17 protein-coding genes, 1 tRNA gene, 1 other RNA gene and 1 pseudogene are annotated in these 21128 nt (G+C 43.9%); 18 read left to right on the forward strand and 2 right to left on the reverse strand.

The window, feature by feature from the left end:
• Window positions 1-19 precede the first annotated feature (19 nt).
• Together whiA and GFC28_RS14955 are read left to right on the forward strand one after the other, a co-directional pair.
• Window positions 20-976 (forward strand): DNA-binding protein WhiA, encoded by a 957-nt coding sequence (gene whiA / locus GFC28_RS14950; protein WP_044741442.1) that lies wholly within the window; start codon window positions 20-22, stop codon window positions 974-976.
• A gap of 25 nt (window positions 977-1001) precedes the next feature.
• A complete protein-coding gene (locus GFC28_RS14955) occupies window positions 1002-1259 on the forward strand; it encodes an HPr family phosphocarrier protein (protein WP_044741441.1) in 258 nt (85 codons plus the stop codon).
• Between the two features lie 221 nt (window positions 1260-1480).
• Here GFC28_RS14955 and clpP read toward each other — a convergent pair whose 3' ends face one another.
• The gene (gene clpP, locus GFC28_RS14960; protein ID WP_044741440.1) at window positions 1481-2071 is read right to left on the reverse strand and encodes an ATP-dependent Clp endopeptidase proteolytic subunit ClpP; all 591 of its coding nucleotides are present in this window, start codon (window positions 2069-2071) and stop codon (window positions 1481-1483) included.
• 453 nt (window positions 2072-2524) lie between these two features.
• Here clpP and GFC28_RS14965 point away from each other — a divergent pair.
• A tRNA-Arg gene (locus tag GFC28_RS14965) sits at window positions 2525-2596 on the forward strand.
• Window positions 2597-2975: 379 nt separating this feature from the next.
• Here GFC28_RS14965 and GFC28_RS14970 read toward each other — a convergent pair.
• A complete protein-coding gene (locus GFC28_RS14970; protein WP_044741439.1) occupies window positions 2976-3482 on the reverse strand; it encodes a DUF3189 family protein in 507 nt (168 codons plus the stop codon).
• A gap of 454 nt (window positions 3483-3936) precedes the next feature.
• On the opposite strand from GFC28_RS14970, the gene rpoN reads away from it, so the two are divergent.
• The 15 genes and pseudogenes from rpoN to GFC28_RS20315 all read left to right on the forward strand — a co-directional run.
• On the forward strand, window positions 3937-5235 hold the full coding sequence (gene rpoN / locus GFC28_RS14975; RefSeq protein WP_044741438.1) for an RNA polymerase factor sigma-54: 1299 nt from the start codon (window positions 3937-3939) through the stop codon (window positions 5233-5235).
• Between the two features lie 12 nt (window positions 5236-5247).
• Window positions 5248-5493: a glutaredoxin family protein gene (locus GFC28_RS14980; protein WP_044741437.1), complete on the forward strand. Its 246-nt coding sequence runs from the start codon at window positions 5248-5250 to the stop codon at window positions 5491-5493.
• 129 nt (window positions 5494-5622) lie between these two features.
• Entirely contained in the window at window positions 5623-6657 is a 1035-nt protein-coding gene (locus tag GFC28_RS14985) for a sugar-binding transcriptional regulator (RefSeq protein ID WP_044741436.1), read from the forward strand.
• A 31-nt stretch (window positions 6658-6688) separates the two neighbouring features.
• Entirely contained in the window at window positions 6689-7696 is a 1008-nt protein-coding gene (gene gap, locus GFC28_RS14990; RefSeq protein ID WP_044741435.1) for a type I glyceraldehyde-3-phosphate dehydrogenase, read from the forward strand.
• A gap of 113 nt (window positions 7697-7809) precedes the next feature.
• Window positions 7810-8994 (forward strand): phosphoglycerate kinase, encoded by a 1185-nt coding sequence (locus GFC28_RS14995; protein ID WP_044741434.1) that lies wholly within the window; start codon window positions 7810-7812, stop codon window positions 8992-8994.
• Between the two features lie 18 nt (window positions 8995-9012).
• Window positions 9013-9774 (forward strand): triose-phosphate isomerase, encoded by a 762-nt coding sequence (tpiA, locus tag GFC28_RS15000; protein ID WP_044741433.1) that lies wholly within the window; start codon window positions 9013-9015, stop codon window positions 9772-9774.
• Window positions 9767-11302 (forward strand): 2,3-bisphosphoglycerate-independent phosphoglycerate mutase, encoded by a 1536-nt coding sequence (gpmI, locus tag GFC28_RS15005; RefSeq protein WP_044741432.1) that lies wholly within the window; start codon window positions 9767-9769, stop codon window positions 11300-11302. The genes tpiA and gpmI overlap by 8 nt, the downstream gene beginning before the upstream one ends.
• 20 nt (window positions 11303-11322) lie before the next feature.
• Window positions 11323-12615 carry a phosphopyruvate hydratase gene (eno, locus tag GFC28_RS15010; RefSeq protein ID WP_044741431.1) on the forward strand — a complete coding sequence of 431 codons (1293 nt, stop codon included), beginning with the start codon at window positions 11323-11325 and terminating at the stop codon, window positions 12613-12615.
• Window positions 12616-12925: 310 nt separating this feature from the next.
• The gene (locus GFC28_RS15015; RefSeq protein WP_044741430.1) at window positions 12926-13312 is read left to right on the forward strand and encodes a DUF3221 domain-containing protein; all 387 of its coding nucleotides are present in this window, start codon (window positions 12926-12928) and stop codon (window positions 13310-13312) included.
• 390 nt (window positions 13313-13702) lie between these two features.
• Entirely contained in the window at window positions 13703-13936 is a 234-nt protein-coding gene (gene secG, locus GFC28_RS15020) for a preprotein translocase subunit SecG (protein WP_044741429.1), read from the forward strand.
• 72 nt (window positions 13937-14008) lie between these two features.
• The gene (locus tag GFC28_RS15025) at window positions 14009-14749 is read left to right on the forward strand and encodes an alpha/beta hydrolase (RefSeq protein ID WP_044741428.1); all 741 of its coding nucleotides are present in this window, start codon (window positions 14009-14011) and stop codon (window positions 14747-14749) included.
• 18 nt (window positions 14750-14767) lie between these two features.
• Complete coding sequence (gene rnr / locus GFC28_RS15030; protein ID WP_044741427.1) at window positions 14768-17056, forward strand: ribonuclease R; 2289 nt, start codon at window positions 14768-14770, stop codon at window positions 17054-17056.
• Window positions 17057-17144: 88 nt separating this feature from the next.
• Window positions 17145-17612, forward strand: a complete 468-nt coding sequence (smpB, locus tag GFC28_RS15035; RefSeq protein WP_044741426.1) for an SsrA-binding protein SmpB — start codon at window positions 17145-17147, stop codon at window positions 17610-17612.
• A gap of 107 nt (window positions 17613-17719) precedes the next feature.
• Window positions 17720-18073, forward strand: a transfer-messenger RNA (tmRNA) gene (gene ssrA / locus GFC28_RS15040).
• A gap of 1399 nt (window positions 18074-19472) precedes the next feature.
• Window positions 19473-20600: pseudogene (locus tag GFC28_RS20315) on the forward strand (DNRLRE domain-containing protein); the annotation flags it as partial.
• Between the last annotated feature and the right edge of the window lie 528 nt (window positions 20601-21128).

Consider the following 21128-nt stretch of genomic DNA (forward strand, 5'->3'; position numbering starts at 1 on the left):
AAGCATGGAGGTGAGTAGGTTGTCGTTTGCGTCAGAGACGAAAAAAGAGCTAACGAATTTAGATGTCAAAGACTGTTGCTTAAAAGCAGAGTTATCAGCCCTTTTGCGCATGAATGGCTCGCTGTCTTTTTCCAATCGCAAGCTTACCATTGATGTCCAAACGGAAAACGCGGCCATCGCCCGGCGCATTTATACGCTAATGAAAAAAGGATACACCGTTACCGTTGAACTGCTTGTCCGGAAAAAAATGCGCTTAAAGAAAAACAATGTTTACATCGTTCGAATTGTCGAAGGAGCGCGCGAATTACTTGAGGATTTAAAAATCTTGGAGGAATCTTTTTCGTTTGTTCGGGTCATCTCTCCGGAATTGATCAAGAAAAAATGCTGCAAGCGTTCTTATTTGCGAGGCGCTTTTCTTGCTGGCGGATCGGTTAATAATCCCGAAACCTCTTCCTACCATTTAGAGATTTTTTCACTGGACAAAGATCATAACAACTCGTTATGTGAATTAATGAACAGCCATTTTGGGCTGCATGCGAAAACGTTGGAACGCAAAAAGGGGTTTATTACGTATTTAAAAGAGGCAGAAAAAATTTCAGAGTTTCTTAATATTATTGGCGCTCATCAGGCTTTGCTGCGCTTTGAGGATGTTCGGATTGTCCGCGATATGCGAAACTCGGTCAACCGCCTTGTCAATTGTGAAACGGCTAATTTAAATAAAACGATCGGCGCCGCGATTCGTCAAGTAGAAAACATCCGCTACATTGATGAAACCATTGGTTTAAGCGCACTTCCAGATAAGCTTCGAGAAATTGCAGAATTACGAGTAACATATCAAGATGTTACATTAAAAGAATTAGGTGAAATGGTTTCAGGGGGGAAAATTAGCAAGTCGGGTATTAACCATCGCTTGCGGAAAATCGATGAAATTGCTGAAAAGCTGCGGGCAGGACAGCCTGTAGACTTCCATAAATAAAATCAGGAAAAGGGGAGGAAGGAATATGGTGGAAAAACAGGTGGAAGTGTTGTTGAAAACTGGATTGCAAGCGCGTCCAGCTGCACTTTTTGTTCAGGAAGCGAACCGCTTCTCATCGGATCTTTTTATTAAAAAAGATGGAAAAAAAGTCAATGCCAAAAGCATCATGGGTCTGATGAGCCTAGCGATCAGCTCCAGATCGGTCATTACGTTAATCGCTGATGGACCGGATGAACAAGAAGCGATTGAAGCATTGACAAAATATGTGCAAAAAGAAGGATAGTAAGAGGCTGCAGGAATGGCTGGGAGAGAGCGACTCGTTCAGGATGCTCAAACCGCACTTTGTCCGAGAGTCATTCGATGCATAAAAGGAAAAGGCTGTTCTTTACGGAAAAGAACAGCCTTCATATTTTCAGATTGGCTGTCCGCATTTTTCAGCCAAGCGTTTTTAAAATAGTAGTAGACAAAGTCTGCTTTGACTTTGTCTACTACTGGCTGTCCGGATTATTTTTCGTCAACGCGTGCCAACACGCGGTCGATTAAACCATATTCTTTTGCTTTTTCCGCTGTCATAAAGTTATCGCGGTCTGTATCGCGCTCGATGATCTCGATTGGCTGGCCTGTATTTTCTGCCAAAATGCGATTCAGCTTATCGCGTAAGAACAAGATGCGTTTAGCGGCAATCTCGATATCAGTAGCTTGACCTTGCGCTCCTCCTAAAGGCTGGTGGATCATGATTTCACTGTTTGGAAGAGCAAAGCGCTTTCCTTTTGCGCCAGCAGAAAGCAGGAACGCCCCCATTGATGCTGCCATTCCAATGCAAATGGTCGAAACATCTGGCTTAATAAACTGCATCGTGTCATAAATGGCCATTCCGGCTGTAATCGAACCACCAGGGCTGTTAATATAAAGGGAAATATCTTTTTCCGGATCTTCCGCTGCTAAGAATAAAAGCTGGGAAACAATGGAGTTCGCGACATGGTCATCGATGGCACTACCTAAAATAATGATGCGGTCTTTAAGCAAGCGGGAGTAAATGTCATATGCGCGTTCACCGCGGCTTGTTTGCTCAATCACTGTAGGAATTAAATTCATGAGTTTTCCTCCTTTACCAGTCAATTAAAATCATATGTATTTCTATGATACATAATTGGTCAATGAAGGTCAAACAAAAAGCGTTTTGCCTTCTCCTCATAATTTTATTTATTCGCTATTCTGTTCCGATATCCCTTTTTTCAGCATATCCGCTTTTTTGTTTTTTAAACAGACGTATTGCTGAAGAAAATAGATTTTAAATTTTTAACATATCCACCGAGAAGTCTCCCTCCTTTAAACGGAGTGAAGGGGGGAGGTTCATCTGTTAGTAAGCGTTTTGCCCGATATAAACGCAGCTTAAACGATAGCTGAGAGGTCGGCGGCCGAAGACACCAATCTATGGACTTGTTTTTTCCATAATGAATCGATCTTGCTTCTTATTTCCACAACATATTTTCCTCTTGCAAAAAAAAACGTTCTTCATTATAATGGAACATGCGGCTAACCAATCATGCCCTCGTAGTGTAGTGGATAGCACGAGAGATTCCGGTTCTCTTAGCGTGGGTTCGAATCCTGCCGAGGGCGTTCCAACTATCCTACTGGTTCGGATTACATTTCCACAACTCCTTGATACGACTGCATTTGCGGTCGTTTTTTATTTTTTTAAATCCGAAAGAGTCCTTTTGTTTTTGGAAAAATTTTTCACAAGACAGTTCCAGCGTTGTTGAATCCATTGGTAGGGGCTCTTTTCGTCGATGACATACGAATCAATCTCTTTGCGGGCAAGGCGCCATGGCGATGCTGGACCCTTTTTATTGGGAAAAATCAAAGAACATGTTGAGGGGGGATTCAAATAAAGAAGCAGCGGAGAAACGGACGGGTTGATTCTTCTCTGTTTGTCAGGAAGAAAAAAGGATGGTTATTTTCGAGCATTTTTGGCACGAAAATAACCAAGAGATAGAGGTTATTTGAAATTTTGATTTTCTAATACAACGACTTTTTTTTCTGTCGATTGACCGATTTGCTTTGTAAATTCAACGAGACGAAGAATATCATGACAACATTGTTTGGCACCTAAAACTAATAAGGGGACGCCAATAAAATCGATGTGCAATCCTCTTGAAAAAAACCCTCCCATTGTCATGGCAAATGGAACCGTTGGCGAAGTATTAGAAAAAATAATCTTTTCGTGATGGCTATGTTTTTCTTGTAGCAATGTAATGAAATTTACCAATGCTTGAACGACTAATTTGTTTCTTTTTCTGCCAATGGTATACACAGAATTTCCATCTTCATCGATTCCGTGGAAGAAAAATTTTCCGAAATCATCTTTTGTCAGTTTGTTAAAATAGTCCGTATTTAAAATTTCTTCTTTCGTCAGCTCTCGATCCAAAGGCAGCTTTTTTAAATGGTAGGCTGCTGCTAGTGCCGTGCTATGTGTTCCAGCGTAGTCATTATATATGTAAATCACCCAATCACCCTCTTTTAATCCTATGTTGTAATAAGTAGGATGACCAGAACCCGTCGTATTTAAAAGAGCGAAAGAGCTTTCCCTTGTTCCTTTTATTGGTATGAATTTGGGATGTTTCGTGTAAAAGGTCGGATTCTGATCGGTTTTTCAGCGATAAAAACAAGAATTCAAGCAGTGTTCATTGGTTTTGAATGGATCAGTAGTATCATTAGTCTGACAACTATGTGTAGGATATCAACAACATTCACCACATCTATAAAGAATATCCGCCTATACTTTCCAAAGCGCTCCTGTTATCTATCTTCATAATAGCAGCAGTCCACGATCAGGAAGGTCTTTTTTGTGTGATTTTTCGAATATATATAAAAATAATGGATTCGGATATACGGAAATTTTATTTCCTATACGTTTTGAGGATGTTGATGTACAATAATAAAGAAGGGAGCGTGAGATTATGAGAGCGGGGCTGTTTCAAGAGCAACGCTTGCACCTCTCATTAACAAAGGAACTGGCTCAAGCGATTGAATTGCTGCAGTATTCAACGCTTGAATTGCGCTCTTTTTTGCATGAGCAATCTCTAGAAAATCCTTTTCTCGAAATCAAGGATCATAAGTTTGTTCGTACTCCTAAGCAGTCAAGGAACGGAGAAACACGAAATTGGATTGAAAATATCGGGAAATCTTCCGAGACGCTTGCGTCTTATTTAAAAGCCCAGCTTCACGCTTTTCCGTTATCTGCAAAAAGACGGCAGATTTTGCATTATTTAATTGCTTCACTTGATGAGGATGGATATTTGCGAATGGAAATGAAAGAAACAGCGGCCCTGTTGTCGCTATCAGAAGAAGAACTGGAGGATGCCATTCAGTTTTTGCAATCGCTTGAACCGGCCGGAGTGGGCGCGCGCAGTTTGCAAGAATGCCTGCTCATCCAGCTTCAGCGCCTGCCTGTTCGCCATGAACTAGCAGAACGGGTCATAGCTGATTATTTTACGATGTTTGTTGAAAAGACATGGAAAGCGCTTGCGAAGCAGCTGAAAATCAGCATATCGAATTTGCAGGAAATATGGGATTTAATTCGCACGCTTGAGCCGCGGCCGGGCAGTCATTATGCTGCGGCGGATCCGCATTTTATCGTGCCGGATTTGATTGTTACAAAGCGTGATGGGGAGATATGTGTGTGGCTGAATGATGAGTTTCTTCCAGAAGTGATTTGGAATCACGCTTACGAAAAAAAAGTCGCCGATCAGCAGGATGAACAAATTGAATGGTTTGTGAGAGAAAAATACCGGCAGTTTATGTGGCTGACAAAAAGCTTAGAACAACGTAAACAAACATTGGTTCTTGTTGTGAAGGAAATCATGGAGAGACAGAAGCAATGCCTCGAAGAAGGGTTGGCCGCACTAAGACCATTAACAATGCGCGATATTGCCGATGCGCTGAATATTCATGAATCTACCGTCAGTCGAGTGATTCGGAATAAATATGTACAGACACCGTTTGGAACAGTAGAGCTTCGCCATTTTTTTACAAACTCTCTTTCTGCGGAAAATGATAACGAAGAAGCATCTGCAGCCAAGACGAAAGAATTGATTAAAAAATTGATTGAAGCAGAGGATAAACATGCTCCTTTATCCGATCAAAAAATTGCTGATTTATTAAACGAAGAGCACCAAATTGCTATTTCCAGAAGAACAGTGGCCAAGTATCGGGAACAATTGCATATTCCATCATCTGCGAAACGAAAACGATATTAAGGTGTGAACGTGATGATTGTCCATCTTTATTCCAAAAAAGATTGCCATTTGTGCGAGAAGGCGAAAGAAATTTTAGCTGAATTGCAGACTGAACTCCATTTTACCATTCAAGAAATCGATATTTATCAAGACGATATGTTGTTGGAACGATACCATCTGATGATTCCGGTCGTCGAAGTGGACGGGAAAGAGCTGGCCTATGGCCTTATTAAAAAAGATTTTATAAGAAAGCGGTTACTTGAATGCTTGAATAGTTGAACATCTACCATACTCCTGTTACAATTAAAAAAGAGGGCAGGAGTAATTTTTTTTGCACAAGCGGGACAAAATAAGTCACTGCGGGACGTATTGTGTCCATATATTATAGGCAAGGGGAAGGGAACTACATTGCGATCATGGATTGATGCACAGAAAAAATTATTGCCTGATCTTCTTGAGTTTATGCAAAAACGCTATCGCATTTTGCAGTACATTCGGCTGATGCAGCCGATTGGAAGAAGAGCGTTGTCTGGAAGCATCGGGATGAGCGAACGTGTCCTTCGCGCAGAAGTACAATTTCTAAAAGACCAAAACTTAATTACCATCACTTCATCTGGTATGCACGTGACATCCGATGGTGACGAATTGCTCAATCTTTTGGAAGATGTGATGAAGGAACTGCTCGGTTTGAAGGATTTAGAGAAAAAGGTAAAAAGTTTGCTCCCTGTCGAAGAGGTCATCATTGTTGCTGGAGATAGCGACCTTTCTCCTTGGGTGAAAAAAGAAATGGGAAGAGCTTGTGTAGCGTGCATGAAAGAAAAGCTGAGCGATCAAAGTATCGTCGCTGTGACCGGCGGAACGACAATGGCCGCAGTAGCCGATATGATGATGCCAGATCCTAAACAGCACGGCATATTATTTGTTCCTGCCCGAGGCGGATTAGGAGAGCATGTCGAAAATCAAGCGAATACGATCTGTGCCAAAATGGCGGAAAAAGCAATGGGCAATTACCGTTTGCTCCATGTGCCTGACCATCTAAGCCAAGAGGCGTATCAGTCGCTGATTGAAGAACCAGCAGTCAAAGAAGTGCTTCAACTGATCAAATCATCGAATATCGTAGTGCATGGAATTGGCGATGCGATCACGATGGCCGAACGCCGTAAAACCTCTAGAGAAGACATGGAAAAAATTAAGCAAAGACATGCTGTGGCTGAGGCTTTTGGATATTACTTTAATCAAGCGGGCGAAGTGGTGCATAAGGTGCAGACAATCGGCATTCAGCTTGAAGACATTAAACGCGTTCAGCATGTGATTGCCGTTGCTGGCGGTGCTTCTAAAGCAAAGGCGATTAAAGCGTATATGAAGCAAGCGCCTCGCTCGATTTTAATCACGGACGAAGGAGCAGCAAGAGCGTTGACGGGGGAGCCACATCCCTTAACATAACCATTTTTGAATCATGAAGGAGGAACCACCAATGGCTGTAAAAGTAGGTATTAACGGTTTTGGACGTATTGGCCGCAACGTATTCCGCGCGGCATTGAAAAATCCGAATATCGAGGTCGTAGCTGTTAATGACTTAACAGATGCGAAAACATTAGCTCATCTTTTAAAATACGATTCCGTTCACGGCACACTAGATGCTGAAGTTTCTGTGAACGGCAACAACCTTGTCGTAAACGGAAAAGAAATCGTTGTAAAAGCGGAGCGCGATCCAGCGCAACTAGGCTGGGGCGAGCTAGGAGTTGATATCGTTGTTGAATCAACAGGCCGCTTTACAAAGCGCGAAGATGCTGCGAAGCATTTAGAGGCTGGCGCGAAAAAAGTCATTATCTCCGCTCCAGCAACGAATGAAGACATTACCATCGTGATGGGTGTTAACCAAGAAAAATACGATCCAGCTAACCATCATGTGATTTCAAATGCTTCTTGTACAACAAACTGCTTGGCGCCATTTGCTAAGGTGCTTCATGAAAAATTCGGAATCGTTCGCGGCATGATGACAACGGTCCATGCTTATACCAACGACCAGCAAATCCTTGATTTGCCTCATAAAGATTTGCGCCGTGCCCGCGCTGCTGCTGAATCGATTATTCCGACAAGCACGGGCGCTGCCAAAGCGGTGGCCCTTGTTTTGCCTGAGCTAAAAGGCAAGTTAAACGGTATGGCGATGCGCGTGCCAGTATCGAATGTATCTGTTGTCGATCTTGTAGCTGAGCTTGAACAAGAAGTAACGGTAGAAGAAGTAAATGCAGCGCTTAAAACAGCAGCAGAAAACGAGTTAAAAGGCATTCTTGCTTACAGCGAAGAACCGCTTGTCTCTCGCGATTATAATGGCAGCCCGGCATCATCTACGATTGATGCGCTTTCTACAATGGTCATGGAAGGAAAAATGGTCAAAGTGGTTTCTTGGTATGATAACGAAACAGGCTATTCAAACCGCGTGGTAGACTTAGCTGAATATATTGCCTCAAAAGGTTTATAAATCTATTTGTCTTAGTCGCTCATTCAAGTCTATAATAGTGAAATGGAGAGGGGAGCGGGGGGAGTCCCCCACTCCCTTTCGTATGCAGAAACCATTGAAGGAGGCCGTTTGCCATGAACAAGAAAACCGTCCGCGACATTGATGTCAAAGGGAAGCGCGTTTTTTGCCGAGTTGATTTTAATGTCCCAATGCAAGATGGACGCGTAACAGATGACACACGCATTCGCGCTGCATTGCCAACCATTCAGTATTTGTCAGAACAGGGGGCGAAAGTGATTTTAGCGAGCCACCTTGGCCGCCCGAAAGGAAAAGTAGTAGAAGAAATGCGTTTAACGGCGGTGGCGGAACGCTTAAGCGAGCTGCTTGGTAAAAAAGTAGTGAAGACAGATGAAGCCTATGGAGAAGAAGTAAAAGCGGCCATTGCTGCTATGAACGAAGGCGATGTCCTGCTGCTTGAAAATGTTCGCTTCTATCCGGGCGAAGAGAAGAACGACCAAGAGCTAGCTCAAGCCTTTGCAGAATTGGCTGACGTCTATGTCAATGATGCTTTTGGCGCTGCGCACAGAGCTCATGCGTCCACAGAAGGAATCGCGCATTACTTGCCAGCAGTGGCAGGCTTTTTAATGGAAAAAGAGATTGAAGTGCTTGGCAAAGCACTTTCCAATCCAGAGCGTCCATTTACTGCCATCATTGGCGGCGCGAAGGTGAAAGACAAAATCGGCGTCATTGAAAATTTACTTGATAAAGTCGATCATTTAATCATTGGCGGCGGCCTTGCTTATACGTTTGTGAAAGCGTTAGGTCATGAAATCGGCAAATCGCTGCTCGAAGAAGATAAAATCGAGCTGGCGAAGTCATTTATGGAAAAGGCGAAAGAAAAAGGCGTAAAATTTTATATGCCGGTTGATGCCGTCGTAGCCGATGACTTTTCGAATGCCGCAAACAAAAAAGTTGTAAGCATTGATAATATTCCAAGCGATTGGGAAGCATTGGACATCGGTCCAAAAACGCGCGAGCTGTATCGCGATGTGATTTTGCAATCTAAGCTTGTCATTTGGAATGGACCAATGGGAGTATTTGAGATGGACGCATTTGCCGAAGGAACGAAAGCAGTAGCACAGGCGCTAGCTGATGCGAAGGGTACATATACGGTTATCGGTGGCGGCGATTCCGCGGCAGCTGTTGAAAAATTTGGATTGGCTGAAGAAATGGATCATATCTCAACTGGCGGCGGCGCGTCGCTGGAATTTATGGAAGGGAAGCAGCTCCCTGGTGTGGTTGCGTTAAATGATAAGTAATCAGAAGGAGGTAAAGCCATGCGTAAGCCGATTATTGCAGGAAACTGGAAAATGCATAAAACTCTTGCAGAAGCTGTAAGCTTTGCGGAGGAAGTCAAAAAGCTCGTCCCTTCTTCTGAACGGGTCGACTCCGTTGTTTGCGCTCCGGCACTATTTTTAGAACGTCTTGTGGCAGCGGCTAAAGGCACGAATCTAAAAATTGGTGCACAAAATATGCACTTTGAAGCAAAAGGAGCGTTTACAGGAGAAATTAGCCCGTTGGCGCTGCAAGATCTCGGAGTCGAATATGTCATTATTGGGCATTCCGAGCGCCGTGAAATGTTTGCGGAAACCGATGAAACAGTGAATAAAAAAGTTCTTGCTGCATTTCAGTATGACCTCATTCCGATTGTGTGCTGCGGTGAAACATTAGAAGAACGAGAGAGCGGGAAAACGAATGATATCGTTGCTGCGCAAGTGGAAAAAGCGCTCGAAGGACTAACGGAGAAGCAAGCAAAGCGAGTGGTGATCGCTTATGAACCAATTTGGGCGATCGGCACCGGCAAGTCTTCAACAGCAGAAGACGCCAATGAAGTATGCGGCCATATCCGCTCGACTATTGCGCAAAAATTTTCCCAAGAGGTGGCAGAAGCGGTTCGCATTCAATATGGCGGCAGTGTGAAACCGGATAATATCAGCCAGTTTTTAAAGCAAGAGCACATTGATGGAGCGTTAGTTGGCGGCGCCAGCTTAGACCCGCAATCATTTCTGCAGCTAGTGGAGGCAGGACATCATGAGTAAACAACCTGTGGCATTAATTATTTTAGACGGATTCGCTCTTCGCGAAGAAACGTATGGCAACGCGGTCGCACAGGCGAAAAAGCCGAATTTTGACCGCTATTGGAACGAATATCCTCATGCTACGCTCACGGCGTGCGGAGAAGCGGTCGGTCTTCCTGAAGGGCAAATGGGAAACTCGGAAGTCGGCCATTTAAATATTGGCGCTGGCCGGATTGTGTATCAAAGCTTAACGCGCGTCAATATTGCGATTCGTGAAGGAGAATTTGACCGTAACGAAACATTTTTAGCCGCAACGAATCATGTAAAAGAAAAAGGCACGAATTTGCACCTTTTCGGTCTTCTGTCTGATGGCGGTGTGCACAGCCATATCAACCATTTATACGCATTATTAAAATTAGCGGCGAAAGAAGGCGTGAAAAATGTATATATCCACGGCTTCTTAGATGGCCGAGATGTTGGGCCACAAACGGCGAAAAAGTACATTCATGAATTAAATGAACAAATGGCCCAGATGGGAGTCGGTGAAATTGCGACATTGTCTGGCCGCTACTATTCGATGGACCGTGACAAGCGCTGGGAGCGCGTTGAAAAAGCATACCGCGCCATGGTTTATGGCGAGGGCCCGGCTTACCGCGATCCATTAGAATGTATTGACGATTCGTATGCCCATGGCATTTACGACGAGTTCGTGTTGCCGTCTGTGATGGTGCGTGAGGATGGAACACCTGTGGCGACAATCCAAGACAACGACGCCGTGATTTTCTATAATTTCCGTCCCGACCGGGCGATTCAAATTTCTAATACGTTCACAAATGATGATTTCCGCTCGTTCGATCGCGGACCAAAGCATCCGAAAAACGTATTTTTCGTTTGCTTAACTCATTTCAGTGAAACCGTAAAAGGATACGTAGCATTTAAACCAACCAATCTCGATAATACGATTGGAGAAGTGATAGCGCAGAACGGTTTAAAACAGCTGCGCATCGCTGAAACGGAAAAATATCCGCATGTGACCTTTTTTATGAGCGGCGGACGCGAGGAAAAATTCCCTGGAGAAGACCGGATTTTAATCAATTCGCCGAAAGTGGCGACATATGATTTAAAACCGGAAATGAGCGCCTATGAAGTGACTGAAGCGCTGTTAAAAGAAATTGCCGCAGATCAATATGATGCCATCATTTTAAACTATGCGAATCCGGATATGGTCGGCCATTCCGGAAAGCTCGAACCGACGATTCGGGCAGTCGAGGCTGTTGACGAGTGCTTAGGAAAAGTCGTTGATGCGATCATCGCCAAAGGCGGTGTGGCGATTATTACAGCCGATCATGGAAATGCGGATGAGGTCTTAAATCCAGATGGAAGTCCGCAAACGGCTCATACGACGAATCCAGTTCCCGTCATTGTCACAAAAAAAGGAATCGTGCTTCGTGACGGCGGAATTTTGGGAGATTTAGCGCCAACGATGCTAGATTTGCTTGGATTAGAACAACCAAAAGAAATGACAGGAAAAACTTTGATCGTAAAATAAGAAAAAAGGAGAGATTTGTCATGTCAGTGATTATTGATGTATATGCTCGCGAAGTATTAGACTCGCGCGGAAATCCAACAATTGAAGTAGAAGTATATACAGAATCCGGTGCTTTCGGCCGCGCATTAGTGCCAAGCGGCGCATCCACAGGAGAATATGAAGCGGTGGAGTTGCGCGACGGCGACAAAAACCGTTATCTCGGCAAAGGTGTATTAAAAGCAGTAGAAAATGTAAATGAAATCATTGCTCCGGCGATTATCGGCTTTGATGTAACCGATCAAGTAGGGATTGACCAAACGTTAATGGAACTTGACGGTACAGAAAATAAAGGGAAATTAGGGGCCAACGCGATCCTAGGTGTATCGATGGCAGTCGCGCGCGCCGCTGCTGATTATTTAGAAGTGCCTTTATATCAATATCTCGGCGGATTTAATGCGAAAACATTGCCTGTGCCGATGATGAACATTTTAAACGGCGGTGCGCATGCGGATAATAACGTCGATATTCAAGAGTTTATGATTATGCCTGTCGGCGCGCCAAACTTCCGTGAAGCGCTTCGCATGGGGGCAGAGATTTTCCATAGCCTAAAAGCCGTATTAAAAGCGAAAGGTTACAATACAGCCGTTGGTGATGAGGGCGGATTCGCGCCAAACTTAAAATCGAACGAAGAAGCGCTACAAACCATTATTGAAGCGATTGAAAAAGCGGGCTACCAACCGGGCCAAGAAGTGATGCTGGCGATGGATGTCGCTTCTTCAGAGCTGTACAATAAACAAGATGGAAAATATCATCTTGAAGGCGAAGGCGTGATCAAAACATCTGAAGAAATGGTGGCTTGGTATGAAGAGCTTGTATCGAAATATCCAATCATCTCCATTGAAGACGGCTTGGATGAAAACGATTGGGCGGGCCATAAACTATTAACTGAACGCCTTGGCAAAAAAGTACAGCTTGTCGGCGACGACTTATTCGTTACAAACACGAAAAAATTAGCTCAAGGTATTGAACAAGGCGTTGGCAACGCGATTTTGATCAAAGTGAACCAAATCGGTACGCTAACAGAAACATTTGATGCGATTGAAATGGCGAAACGCGCAGGCTACACAGCGGTGATCTCTCACCGTTCCGGTGAAACGGAAGACAGCACTATTGCGGATATCGCTGTGGCAACAAACGCTGGTCAAATCAAGACAGGCGCTCCTTCGCGCACAGACCGCGTGGCGAAATATAATCAATTGCTTCGCATCGAAGATCAGCTTGGCGAAACCGCTGTTTACCAAGGCATGAAATCATTCTATAACTTGAAAAAATAATGATGGAAAACTTTAAACAAGGAACCTGACCGAATCATCCGGTTGGGTTCTTTTCTTTGTACTTGGTTTCTAACGGAGAGTTTATAAATACCGTTTATGCAGAACAAGGGCAACAAGTAAATTGATTTTATCTGATACCGTGAGTGGATTGATTCGACATATGGATCATTTTTACTTAATGGAAGAATTAGTTTTCAAGTAATTTGTATGGAAAGGAAAATGGAAATTTTTAAGCTATACGTGAATTTACATAAATTTTATCATTTGATATTATATGTTTAATCGAATTTAATAAGGTGGTCAGGGAATAATGAAAAAAATTTTATTCATACCTACACTGTTAGTTTTATTTATTTTGATCCCTTTTGTTATCGTTTATTTTAATAAGGATACAAGCACAGATCATCAAGATTTAGCTAAATTTGAAGGATATGTAGTGCTTAAAGACATGCAAAAGGATGCATATAGAGTTCTATTGATGAAAAACATCAGTAAGGATGACATTTATTCAAGGTCTGTTGATGAGCTTTTAGATCAAGGGAGAAGGGAGCTTGATACGATGTGGCTCTGGATAAAGAAAAAGGACTATGGAAGAATTCAAAAGGGGCAAAGGGTTGTTGTTTGGTATGGACCAGAAGTGCAAGATTCTAATCCTCCTCAATCATCGGCCAAACAGATTCAAATTTTAGACGAGTAAAGCGATTTTTACGTTATTGAACCACAGGTGCTAATTATTCATTATTTTACTAAAAAGCGCAGCATCATATGCCTTTACACAAATTTTTCTGCTTCTTTACTCAAATAAGAACGCTAGTGATCCACCCCTTTGTCTGCAGAGTGATCCTTGTTCGAGCATCCCGAAGGCAACCCAATAGCTAGCCGATTATGAAAGGAAAGCTAAGAATCAAACGCTGTTAATGATTTTATTGGATCATTCATCCTGATAGTTATTGGTAAGTAAAAGGTTGGTCATCACTTTGAAGTCTGCAAAACGAGTTTGAAGAGCTTTTTGTGCGGTTGTATCATCAGCCGATTTATGATACATTAAAATTATTGCAGTGTGCGTTTTTGAGAAGGAGGAGTAGACATGCATACTCTGCTTGTCACGTTATTGGTGATTGTATCGATTGCGATGATTGTTGTTGTGCTGCTGCAATCGGGAAGAAGCGCTGGACTGTCCGGAGCGATTACGGGCGGGGCCGAGCAGCTATTCGGAAAGCAGAAGGCTCGCGGTCTTGACGCAGTATTGCACCGCATGACGGTCGTTTTAGCGGTTTTGTTTTTTGTTTTAGCAATTGCCGTAACGTATTTTCAACTGTAAACTTGAAAAAGGGGGCGGTCCATGGTAAAGGGCTGCCTTTTCTGTTTGGAATCGTGAAAGGAGATGCAGAAAATGAAGATTGTTTCACCAAAACCATTCACATTTGAAGCAGGAGAACGCGCTGTACTATTACTTCATGGATTTACGGGAAACTCATCAGATGTCCGGATGCTAGGACGTTTTCTTGAATCCAAAGGATATACATGCCATGCGCCCATTTATAAAGGGCACGGGGTTCCGCCAGAAGAGCTTGTGCATACCGGTCCGGATGATTGGTGGCAGGATGTGATGAATGCGTACGAATTTTTGCGGGAAAAAGGCTATCAAAAAATTGCAGTCGTCGGTTTGTCGCTTGGCGGGGTATTTTCCCTTAAATTAGGTTACACTGTACCTGTAGTGGGCATCGTTCCAATGTGCGCACCTATGTATATTAAGAGCGAAGAAACGATGTATCAAGGAGTGCTGGACTACGCGCGGGAATATAAAAAACGGGAAGGAAAAGCACCAGAGCAAATCGAAAAAGAAATGGAAGAGTTTCGCAAAACGCCGATGAAAACATTAAAGGCACTTCAGGCGTTAATCGCTGAGGTACGAAATCATATCGATTTAATTTATGCGCCGACATTTGTGGTCCAAGCGCGTCATGATGACATGATTAATACCGATAGTGCAAATATTATTTATAACGGCGTTGAATCTCCAATCAAACAAATCAAATGGTATGAGGAATCCGGTCATGTGATTACGCTTGATAAAGAGAAAGAACAGCTTCATGAAGACATTTATGCATTTTTAGAATCATTGGATTGGTAATCCTCGAAAGGAGGAAACATGATGGAACCATTAACGGAGCGGCTGCTTGCGTTTATGCGCGATGAAGCGTATAAACCGCTCACCGTTCAAGAATTGGAAGAAGCGTTTGGAATTGAGGATGCAGCGGAATTTAAGGAATTTGTCAAAGCGCTTGTCTCCTTAGAGGAAGACGGGCTGGTAGTCAGAACAAGAAGCAACCGCTACGGTGTGCCGGAAAAAATGAATTTAGTCCGCGGAAAGGTGACGGGGCATTCGAAAGGCTTTGCGTTTGTCGTGCCCGAAGATCCGCTGCTTGATGATATTTTTATTCCGCCTTCTGAATTGAAAAATGCCATGCATGGCGATACCGTGCTTGTCCGCATCAATCCTCATGCCTCAGGCGCGCGCAAGGAAGGAACGATCGTCCGCATTATTGAACGCGGCGTCACGGAAATTGTGGGAACTTATACGGAAAGCAAAAATTTTGGATTTGTCATTCCCGATGATAAAAAGATTGTCAATGACATTTTTATTCCGAAGCATGCGGCAAACGGGGCGGTTGAAGGGCATAAAGTCGTCGTCCGTCTCACCACTTATCCGGAAGGAAGAATTAGCGCTGAGGGTGAGATCATTCAAATTCTCGGCCATAAAAACGATCCGGGTGTCGATATTTTATCGATTATTTATAAGCATGGCTTGCCCATGCAATTTCCTGAAGAAGTCATCGCGCATGCCAACAGCATTTCAGACACGATTTCCGCTGAAGATTTGCAAGACCGCCGCGATTTGCGCGATCAGTTGATTGTAACGATTGATGGCGCGGATGCAAAGGACTTAGATGATGCCGTCACGGTGACAAAGCTAGAAAATGGCCATTACAAATTAGGCGTACATATCGCCGATGTCAGCCATTATGTAACGGAAGGCTCGCCGATTGACCGAGAAGCAAATGAACGCGGCACAAGCGTTTATCTGGTGGATCGAGTCATTCCCATGATTCCGCACCGTCTATCAAACGGCATTTGTTCCCTTAATCCGAAAGTCGACCGTCTCACCTTGTCATGTGAAATGGAAATTAATGAGCGCGGCGACATCGTCAGCCACGAGATTTTCCAAAGTGTGATTCGCACGGCGGAACGCATGACGTATTCGGATGTGAATAAAATCTTGGTCGACAGAGACGAAGAGCTGCGTAAAAAATATGAGCCGCTCGTGCCGATGTTCGAGTTAATGGCCGAGCTTGCCGATATTTTACGTACAAAACGAATGAACCGCGGAGCCATTGATTTTGATTTCAAAGAAGCCAAAGTCTTAGTGGACGAAAACGGTAAGCCATATGATGTGATTTTACGCGAACGCTCGGTAGCGGAGCGGCTGATCGAGGAATTTATGCTTGCGGCTAACGAAACCGTTGCGGAACATTTTCATTGGATGAATGTCCCTTTCATCTATCGCGTCCATGAGGACCCAAAACCAGAAAAGCTGCAACGCTTCCTTGAGTTTATTACCAACTTTGGCTATGTTGTCAAAGGGACCGGCAATCAAATTCATCCGCGGGCATTGCAGGAAATTTTAGAAGCGGTGCGCGGCGAACCGGAAGAGATGGTCGTATCGACGGTGATGCTTCGCTCGATGAAGCAAGCCCGCTACGATGCGGAAAGCTTAGGCCACTACGGCTTGTCTACTGAATTTTATACACATTTCACATCGCCGATCCGCCGTTATCCCGATTTAATCGTCCATCGCCTGATTCGCACGTATTTAATTAATGGCAAGATAGATAATCAAACCCAGCAGAAATGGGCGGAACAGCTGCCGGACATCGCCGAGCATGCTTCCAACATGGAGCGGCGTGCGGTTGAAGCCGAACGCGAAACAGATGACTTAAAGAAAACCGAGTTTATGGAAGACAAAATTGGCATGGAGTTCGATGGCATCATCAGCTCTGTCACGAACTTTGGCTTGTTCGTGGAACTGCCAAACACGATCGAAGGATTGGTGCACGTCAGCTATTTAACAGATGACTATTATCGCTATGACGAACACCACTATGCAATGATCGGCGAACGAACGGGGAAAATGTACCGCATTGGCGATGAAATTACGGTGCGCGTGATCAACGTCAATAAAGAAGAGCGCATCGTCGATTTTGAAATTGTCGGTATGAAAGGGCGCCGTCGCAAGGAACCAAAAGCAGCGCCGGTCGTGATTAAAGGAAAAAAACGAACAAAAGAAGGCGGACGTCCAGAGAAAAAAACAAAAAAGAAATTTTATGAAGATCTTCCAAGCGCTAAAGCAAAAAAGAAGAAAAAGAAGAAAAAGCGCTAAGGCGAAGCCTCTTGGGCAAAGAGGCTTTTCCTTCTTTCGTTTTTTTGATACAATAACATTTGTCTGTATAAGGGGGAGGACGAGCGCAATGCCAAAAGGTGAAGGAAAGCTGATTGCTCAAAATAAAAAAGCCCATCATGACTATTTTATTGAAGAGACGTATGAAGCGGGTCTTGTCTTGCAAGGAACAGAAATTAAGTCCATTCGCGCGGGGAAAGTCAATTTAAAAGATTCATTCGCGAAAGTGGAGAAAGGCGAAGTGTTCATTCATAACATGCATATTAGCCCTTACGAACAAGGGAACCGTTACAATCACGATCCGTTGCGCACAAGAAAGCTCCTTCTTCACCGTCGGGAAATCAATAAGCTGATTGGCTACACAAAAGAGCAAGGCTATACGCTTGTACCTTTAAAATTGTATATTAAAAACGGCTTTGCCAAGCTATTGCTCGGCGTTGGGAAAGGGAAGAAAAAGTATGACAAGCGTGAGGATCTGAAACGAAAAGAAGCGAAACGGGAAATCGAACGAGCTTTCCGTGAACGCCAAAAAATGTAAATGAAGAAGTTGACAATTGAAATCAGAAGCGTTTATGGTATAATAAATAATGTTGATGCCAGTTCATTTCATGGCTTAAGCTTTTTCCGATGTCCTTTATCGAACGAGGGGACGTTACGGATTCGACAGGGATAGATCGAGCTTAAGCTGCGAGCCGAGGGGATCGTCCTCGTAAAAACGTCACCTAAATATAACTGGCAAAGAAAATTACGCTTTAGCTGCTTAATAATTGCGGCTAACTCCTCCCGCCATCGCCCATGTGGTCGGGTCAGGGGTTCATCATGAGTGGGATACGCCCAAGTCCACCGTCTGAGGACGCGGGAAGAGACGAATCAGACTAGCTGCTTGGAGGCCTGTCGGTAGGCGGAAGATGCGGCGAAAGCAAAATATACCGACTACGCTCGTAGACGCTTAAGTGGCGATATCTTTGGACGTGGGTTCGACTCCCACCGTCTCCATTTCCAACATCCGAATGGTTCGGATAAAAAATCGTTAAACCCTTGATACGACTGCGTTTGCGGTCGTTTTTTATTTTTTGAGAATCCAAAAGAATCCCATAGTTTTTGAAAAAATTTTGCACGAATTCTGTACGATTCAGTACGAGATTGAATAAGTCAGTTTTTTTGGTTTTATGTTATCCATGAAGTAAATGGTCAAAAGAGCGATCCAATCCAGCCCTCCTATTTATATAAACACTCCTTCACTTTTTTGTATGGTGAATCTGCATCTTATCTAAGGTAGCTATTCGAGTATATTTTCCCTGATTCACTACGGGATTGTAAAATACAGTTTATACAATACAGAAAGGAGATCAATGTGAATACTGATCGTGCCATTTTCTTTTTAATTTCAGAACATTGACCACTCCAAATAAATTTTCGTTTATCGATGTTTGTAGTAAGAACTTATTTTTGTCTGATGTGTTTAAATAGACGCTAGCTTTTTTATTCTGCTTCTCTGGAATGGCCGCCCAGATTAGGAATAGGAGGAAAAGGGATCATCGGACTGAATTTTGTCGAAATTTCTCGTATATTGTCTGTCGAAAAATCTTGCCACTCCCTTTTCTCCTCGCTACAATGTTTTTGAACCATGGATAGATAAAGGGAGAATACGATGAAACCACGCAAAAGGATGAAACAACTTAGAAAATGGTTCATTTGGAGTCTGGCTTTTTTGTTAATTTTGACTAGCCTCCCAGTGGAGGGGTGGGCGGAAGCGATTCACGCTCAGGCGGACAACACCGCCAAGCCGTCACCGTCCCGAGTGCCGCCCGCTCCTTCCTTTCAGCTTCAGCCTGGGGAGCTTATGGAACAACGGACCGAGAGAACCAAGGTATTCTATAATGGAGACGGCACGTTTACCAAGCACATTTATTTTGAACCGATTCACCTAAAGAAAAAAGGGGAGAAACGGTTTGAAGAGATATCCCCAGGTTTAATGGATCGTTCCGATCGCCCCAATGTGGTGGAAACGGATCGTACGATGCTCGAGACGGATTTTTATAAAAAAATGGTGAACGGGGAATATGCGACCTTTCATTACAATGGCTCCTCGATTTCGTACTCGATTGTCGAAGCATCGGGGGAGGGCGTCCCACCGATCCGAGCCAAGGATGTAGTCGCTACCTATCAGAAAAAAGACAATAAAATTCTTCATAAAAATGTATTTCCACATATAGATTTACAAAATATCGCCTTTAATGAATCGACAAAAGAAGATATCGTGCTTCGTTCTTTTAATGGGTATCATAGTTTTAAATTTCATTTGAAAACGGACTTACACGCAGCCGTTCAAGAGGACGGTTCCATTTTATTTACCAACCAGAAAAAAGAAAAGGTGTTTGAACTGCCGAAGCCTTTTATGGTCGATTCCAATCTTGATGAGCGTTCAGGAGAGGTGCAACGGTCTGAACAGGTCACGTATGAGCTTCAACCGGATGATCAAGGGTATATCTTAACGGTCACGGCCGATCCAGAATGGTTGAAAGATCCGAAGCGAGTGTATCCTGTCTATATTGATCCAAGCACTTCCATTCAGCTATCGACGGATACCTTTGTGATGAGCGCGTATCCGACGACGAACTATAGTTCTGCTTCGAGTAAGTGGGACTCTGCGCAAGGACAATATGTGCTCAAAGTCGGTTATTATGATGGCACGACAGGGACGTGTTACGGGTTTTTAAACCCGGATATTGCTAGTGTCAAGAACATGAATGTGACCAGCGCTACATTCAATGTGTATGTGACCCACTCCTACTATGCTACAACAGCCACCGGCTTATGGTTGGACGCGGTCAACGGCTCGTGGTCGGCGAGCACTTTAACATGGAATAATCAGCCTTCTTCTACCAATATCGGCAAGGTCGATGTCGCCAGAGACCAATGGGCGCAATTTAATGTCACCAATACGGTTAAAGAATGGGCAGCTGGAACCAAACCGAATTATGGCTTGAAACTTCATACGAACGGAAATGGACAAACATATTGGAAAAAAGTCGTTTCTGGAACGAACAGTACCTATAAACCTTACTTGTCTGTCACGTATACGATCCCCGTTCCAAATACACCGACAGGAACAGCCTACAGTAATGGGGATGGAACCGGCTATGTCGATCTATCATGGAATCCCGTTCCGGGCGCAACCGGGTACAAAGTATGGATTTATAACGGGAAAGAGTATGAGTCGTTTAGTGTCGGAAACGTGACCTCTTGGAGCACGAAAGGAAAGAAGATTTGGCCGACGGCTTCAGAAATCAGCGCGGGACGCTATGATTTGCATCAGGACGGCTTAGGAACCGAATTAGCTGTGGATCCGTCTCCTGTCTATCGCAATTCAGGAGGAAGCTATCCGAATAGTAAGAACTATTGGTTCCGTGTCAGCGCGATCTTCCCTCAAGGGGAAAGCGCGGTATCAGAGGCCTATATGCCCGCCATTCCGAATTTAGCGAAGCCATCCGCTCCGACAGGAAAAAGCTATACCAATGGAGATGGAACCGGCTATATAGATGTTCAATGGAACCCGGTGAGTGGCGCGACGGGATATAAAATTTGGATTTTTAATGGAGCCTCCTATGAATCGCTCAACGTCGGAAATGTGACGTCGTGGACCACCAAAGGGAAAAAATATTGGCCGACTCCGGCAGAGGTGGACGCTGGTCGCTATCAGCTGCATTTAAATGATAGCCGCGGGGCCGAACTGCCTGTGGATCCTTCTTGGACCTACGCCAACGCAGGAACGCGATATGAGAATTCAACGAACTACTGGATTCGGGTCAGTGCCTATAATTCACAAGGGGAAACGGTCTTTTCGGAGGCGTATATGCCGAGAATATCACCTTTGCCTAAACCTGCTGCACCATTAGGTGTCGCTTTTGGATATGACGATAAAAAAGGGACAGTTGAGTTATCTTGGGGGAGATTGGAAGGTGCAACAGGTTATAAGGTTTGGATATTCAATGGAAAAGAATATGAGAGCATTGATGTTGGAAATGTAAATACTTGGACTACTGCTGAAAAA

Source organism: Anoxybacillus sp. B2M1, assembly GCF_001634265.1.
GTDB lineage: Bacteria > Bacillota > Bacilli > Bacillales > Anoxybacillaceae > Anoxybacteroides > Anoxybacteroides rupiense.

Excerpts from the sequence above, each read along its gene's own strand:
- rnr (WP_044741427.1), top strand. The coding sequence starts at position 14,768 with ATGATGGAACCATTAACGGAGCGGCTGCTTGCGTTTATGCGCGATGAA.
- GFC28_RS14995 (WP_044741434.1), top strand. The coding sequence starts at position 7,810 with ATGAACAAGAAAACCGTCCGCGACATTGATGTCAAAGGGAAGCGCGTT.
- secG (WP_044741429.1), top strand. The coding sequence starts at position 13,703 with ATGCATACTCTGCTTGTCACGTTATTGGTGATTGTATCGATTGCGATG.
- gpmI (WP_044741432.1), top strand. The coding sequence starts at position 9,767 with ATGAGTAAACAACCTGTGGCATTAATTATTTTAGACGGATTCGCTCTT.
- gap (WP_044741435.1), top strand. The coding sequence starts at position 6,689 with ATGGCTGTAAAAGTAGGTATTAACGGTTTTGGACGTATTGGCCGCAAC.
- eno (WP_044741431.1), top strand. The coding sequence starts at position 11,323 with ATGTCAGTGATTATTGATGTATATGCTCGCGAAGTATTAGACTCGCGC.
- GFC28_RS14955 (WP_044741441.1), top strand. The coding sequence starts at position 1,002 with ATGGTGGAAAAACAGGTGGAAGTGTTGTTGAAAACTGGATTGCAAGCG.
- GFC28_RS14980 (WP_044741437.1), top strand. The coding sequence starts at position 5,248 with ATGATTGTCCATCTTTATTCCAAAAAAGATTGCCATTTGTGCGAGAAG.
- clpP (WP_044741440.1), bottom strand. The coding sequence starts at position 2,071 with ATGAATTTAATTCCTACAGTGATTGAGCAAACAAGCCGCGGTGAACGC.
- GFC28_RS15015 (WP_044741430.1), top strand. The coding sequence starts at position 12,926 with ATGAAAAAAATTTTATTCATACCTACACTGTTAGTTTTATTTATTTTG.
- smpB (WP_044741426.1), top strand. The coding sequence starts at position 17,145 with ATGCCAAAAGGTGAAGGAAAGCTGATTGCTCAAAATAAAAAAGCCCAT.
- GFC28_RS15025 (WP_044741428.1), top strand. The coding sequence starts at position 14,009 with ATGAAGATTGTTTCACCAAAACCATTCACATTTGAAGCAGGAGAACGC.
- tpiA (WP_044741433.1), top strand. The coding sequence starts at position 9,013 with ATGCGTAAGCCGATTATTGCAGGAAACTGGAAAATGCATAAAACTCTT.
- rpoN (WP_044741438.1), top strand. The coding sequence starts at position 3,937 with ATGAGAGCGGGGCTGTTTCAAGAGCAACGCTTGCACCTCTCATTAACA.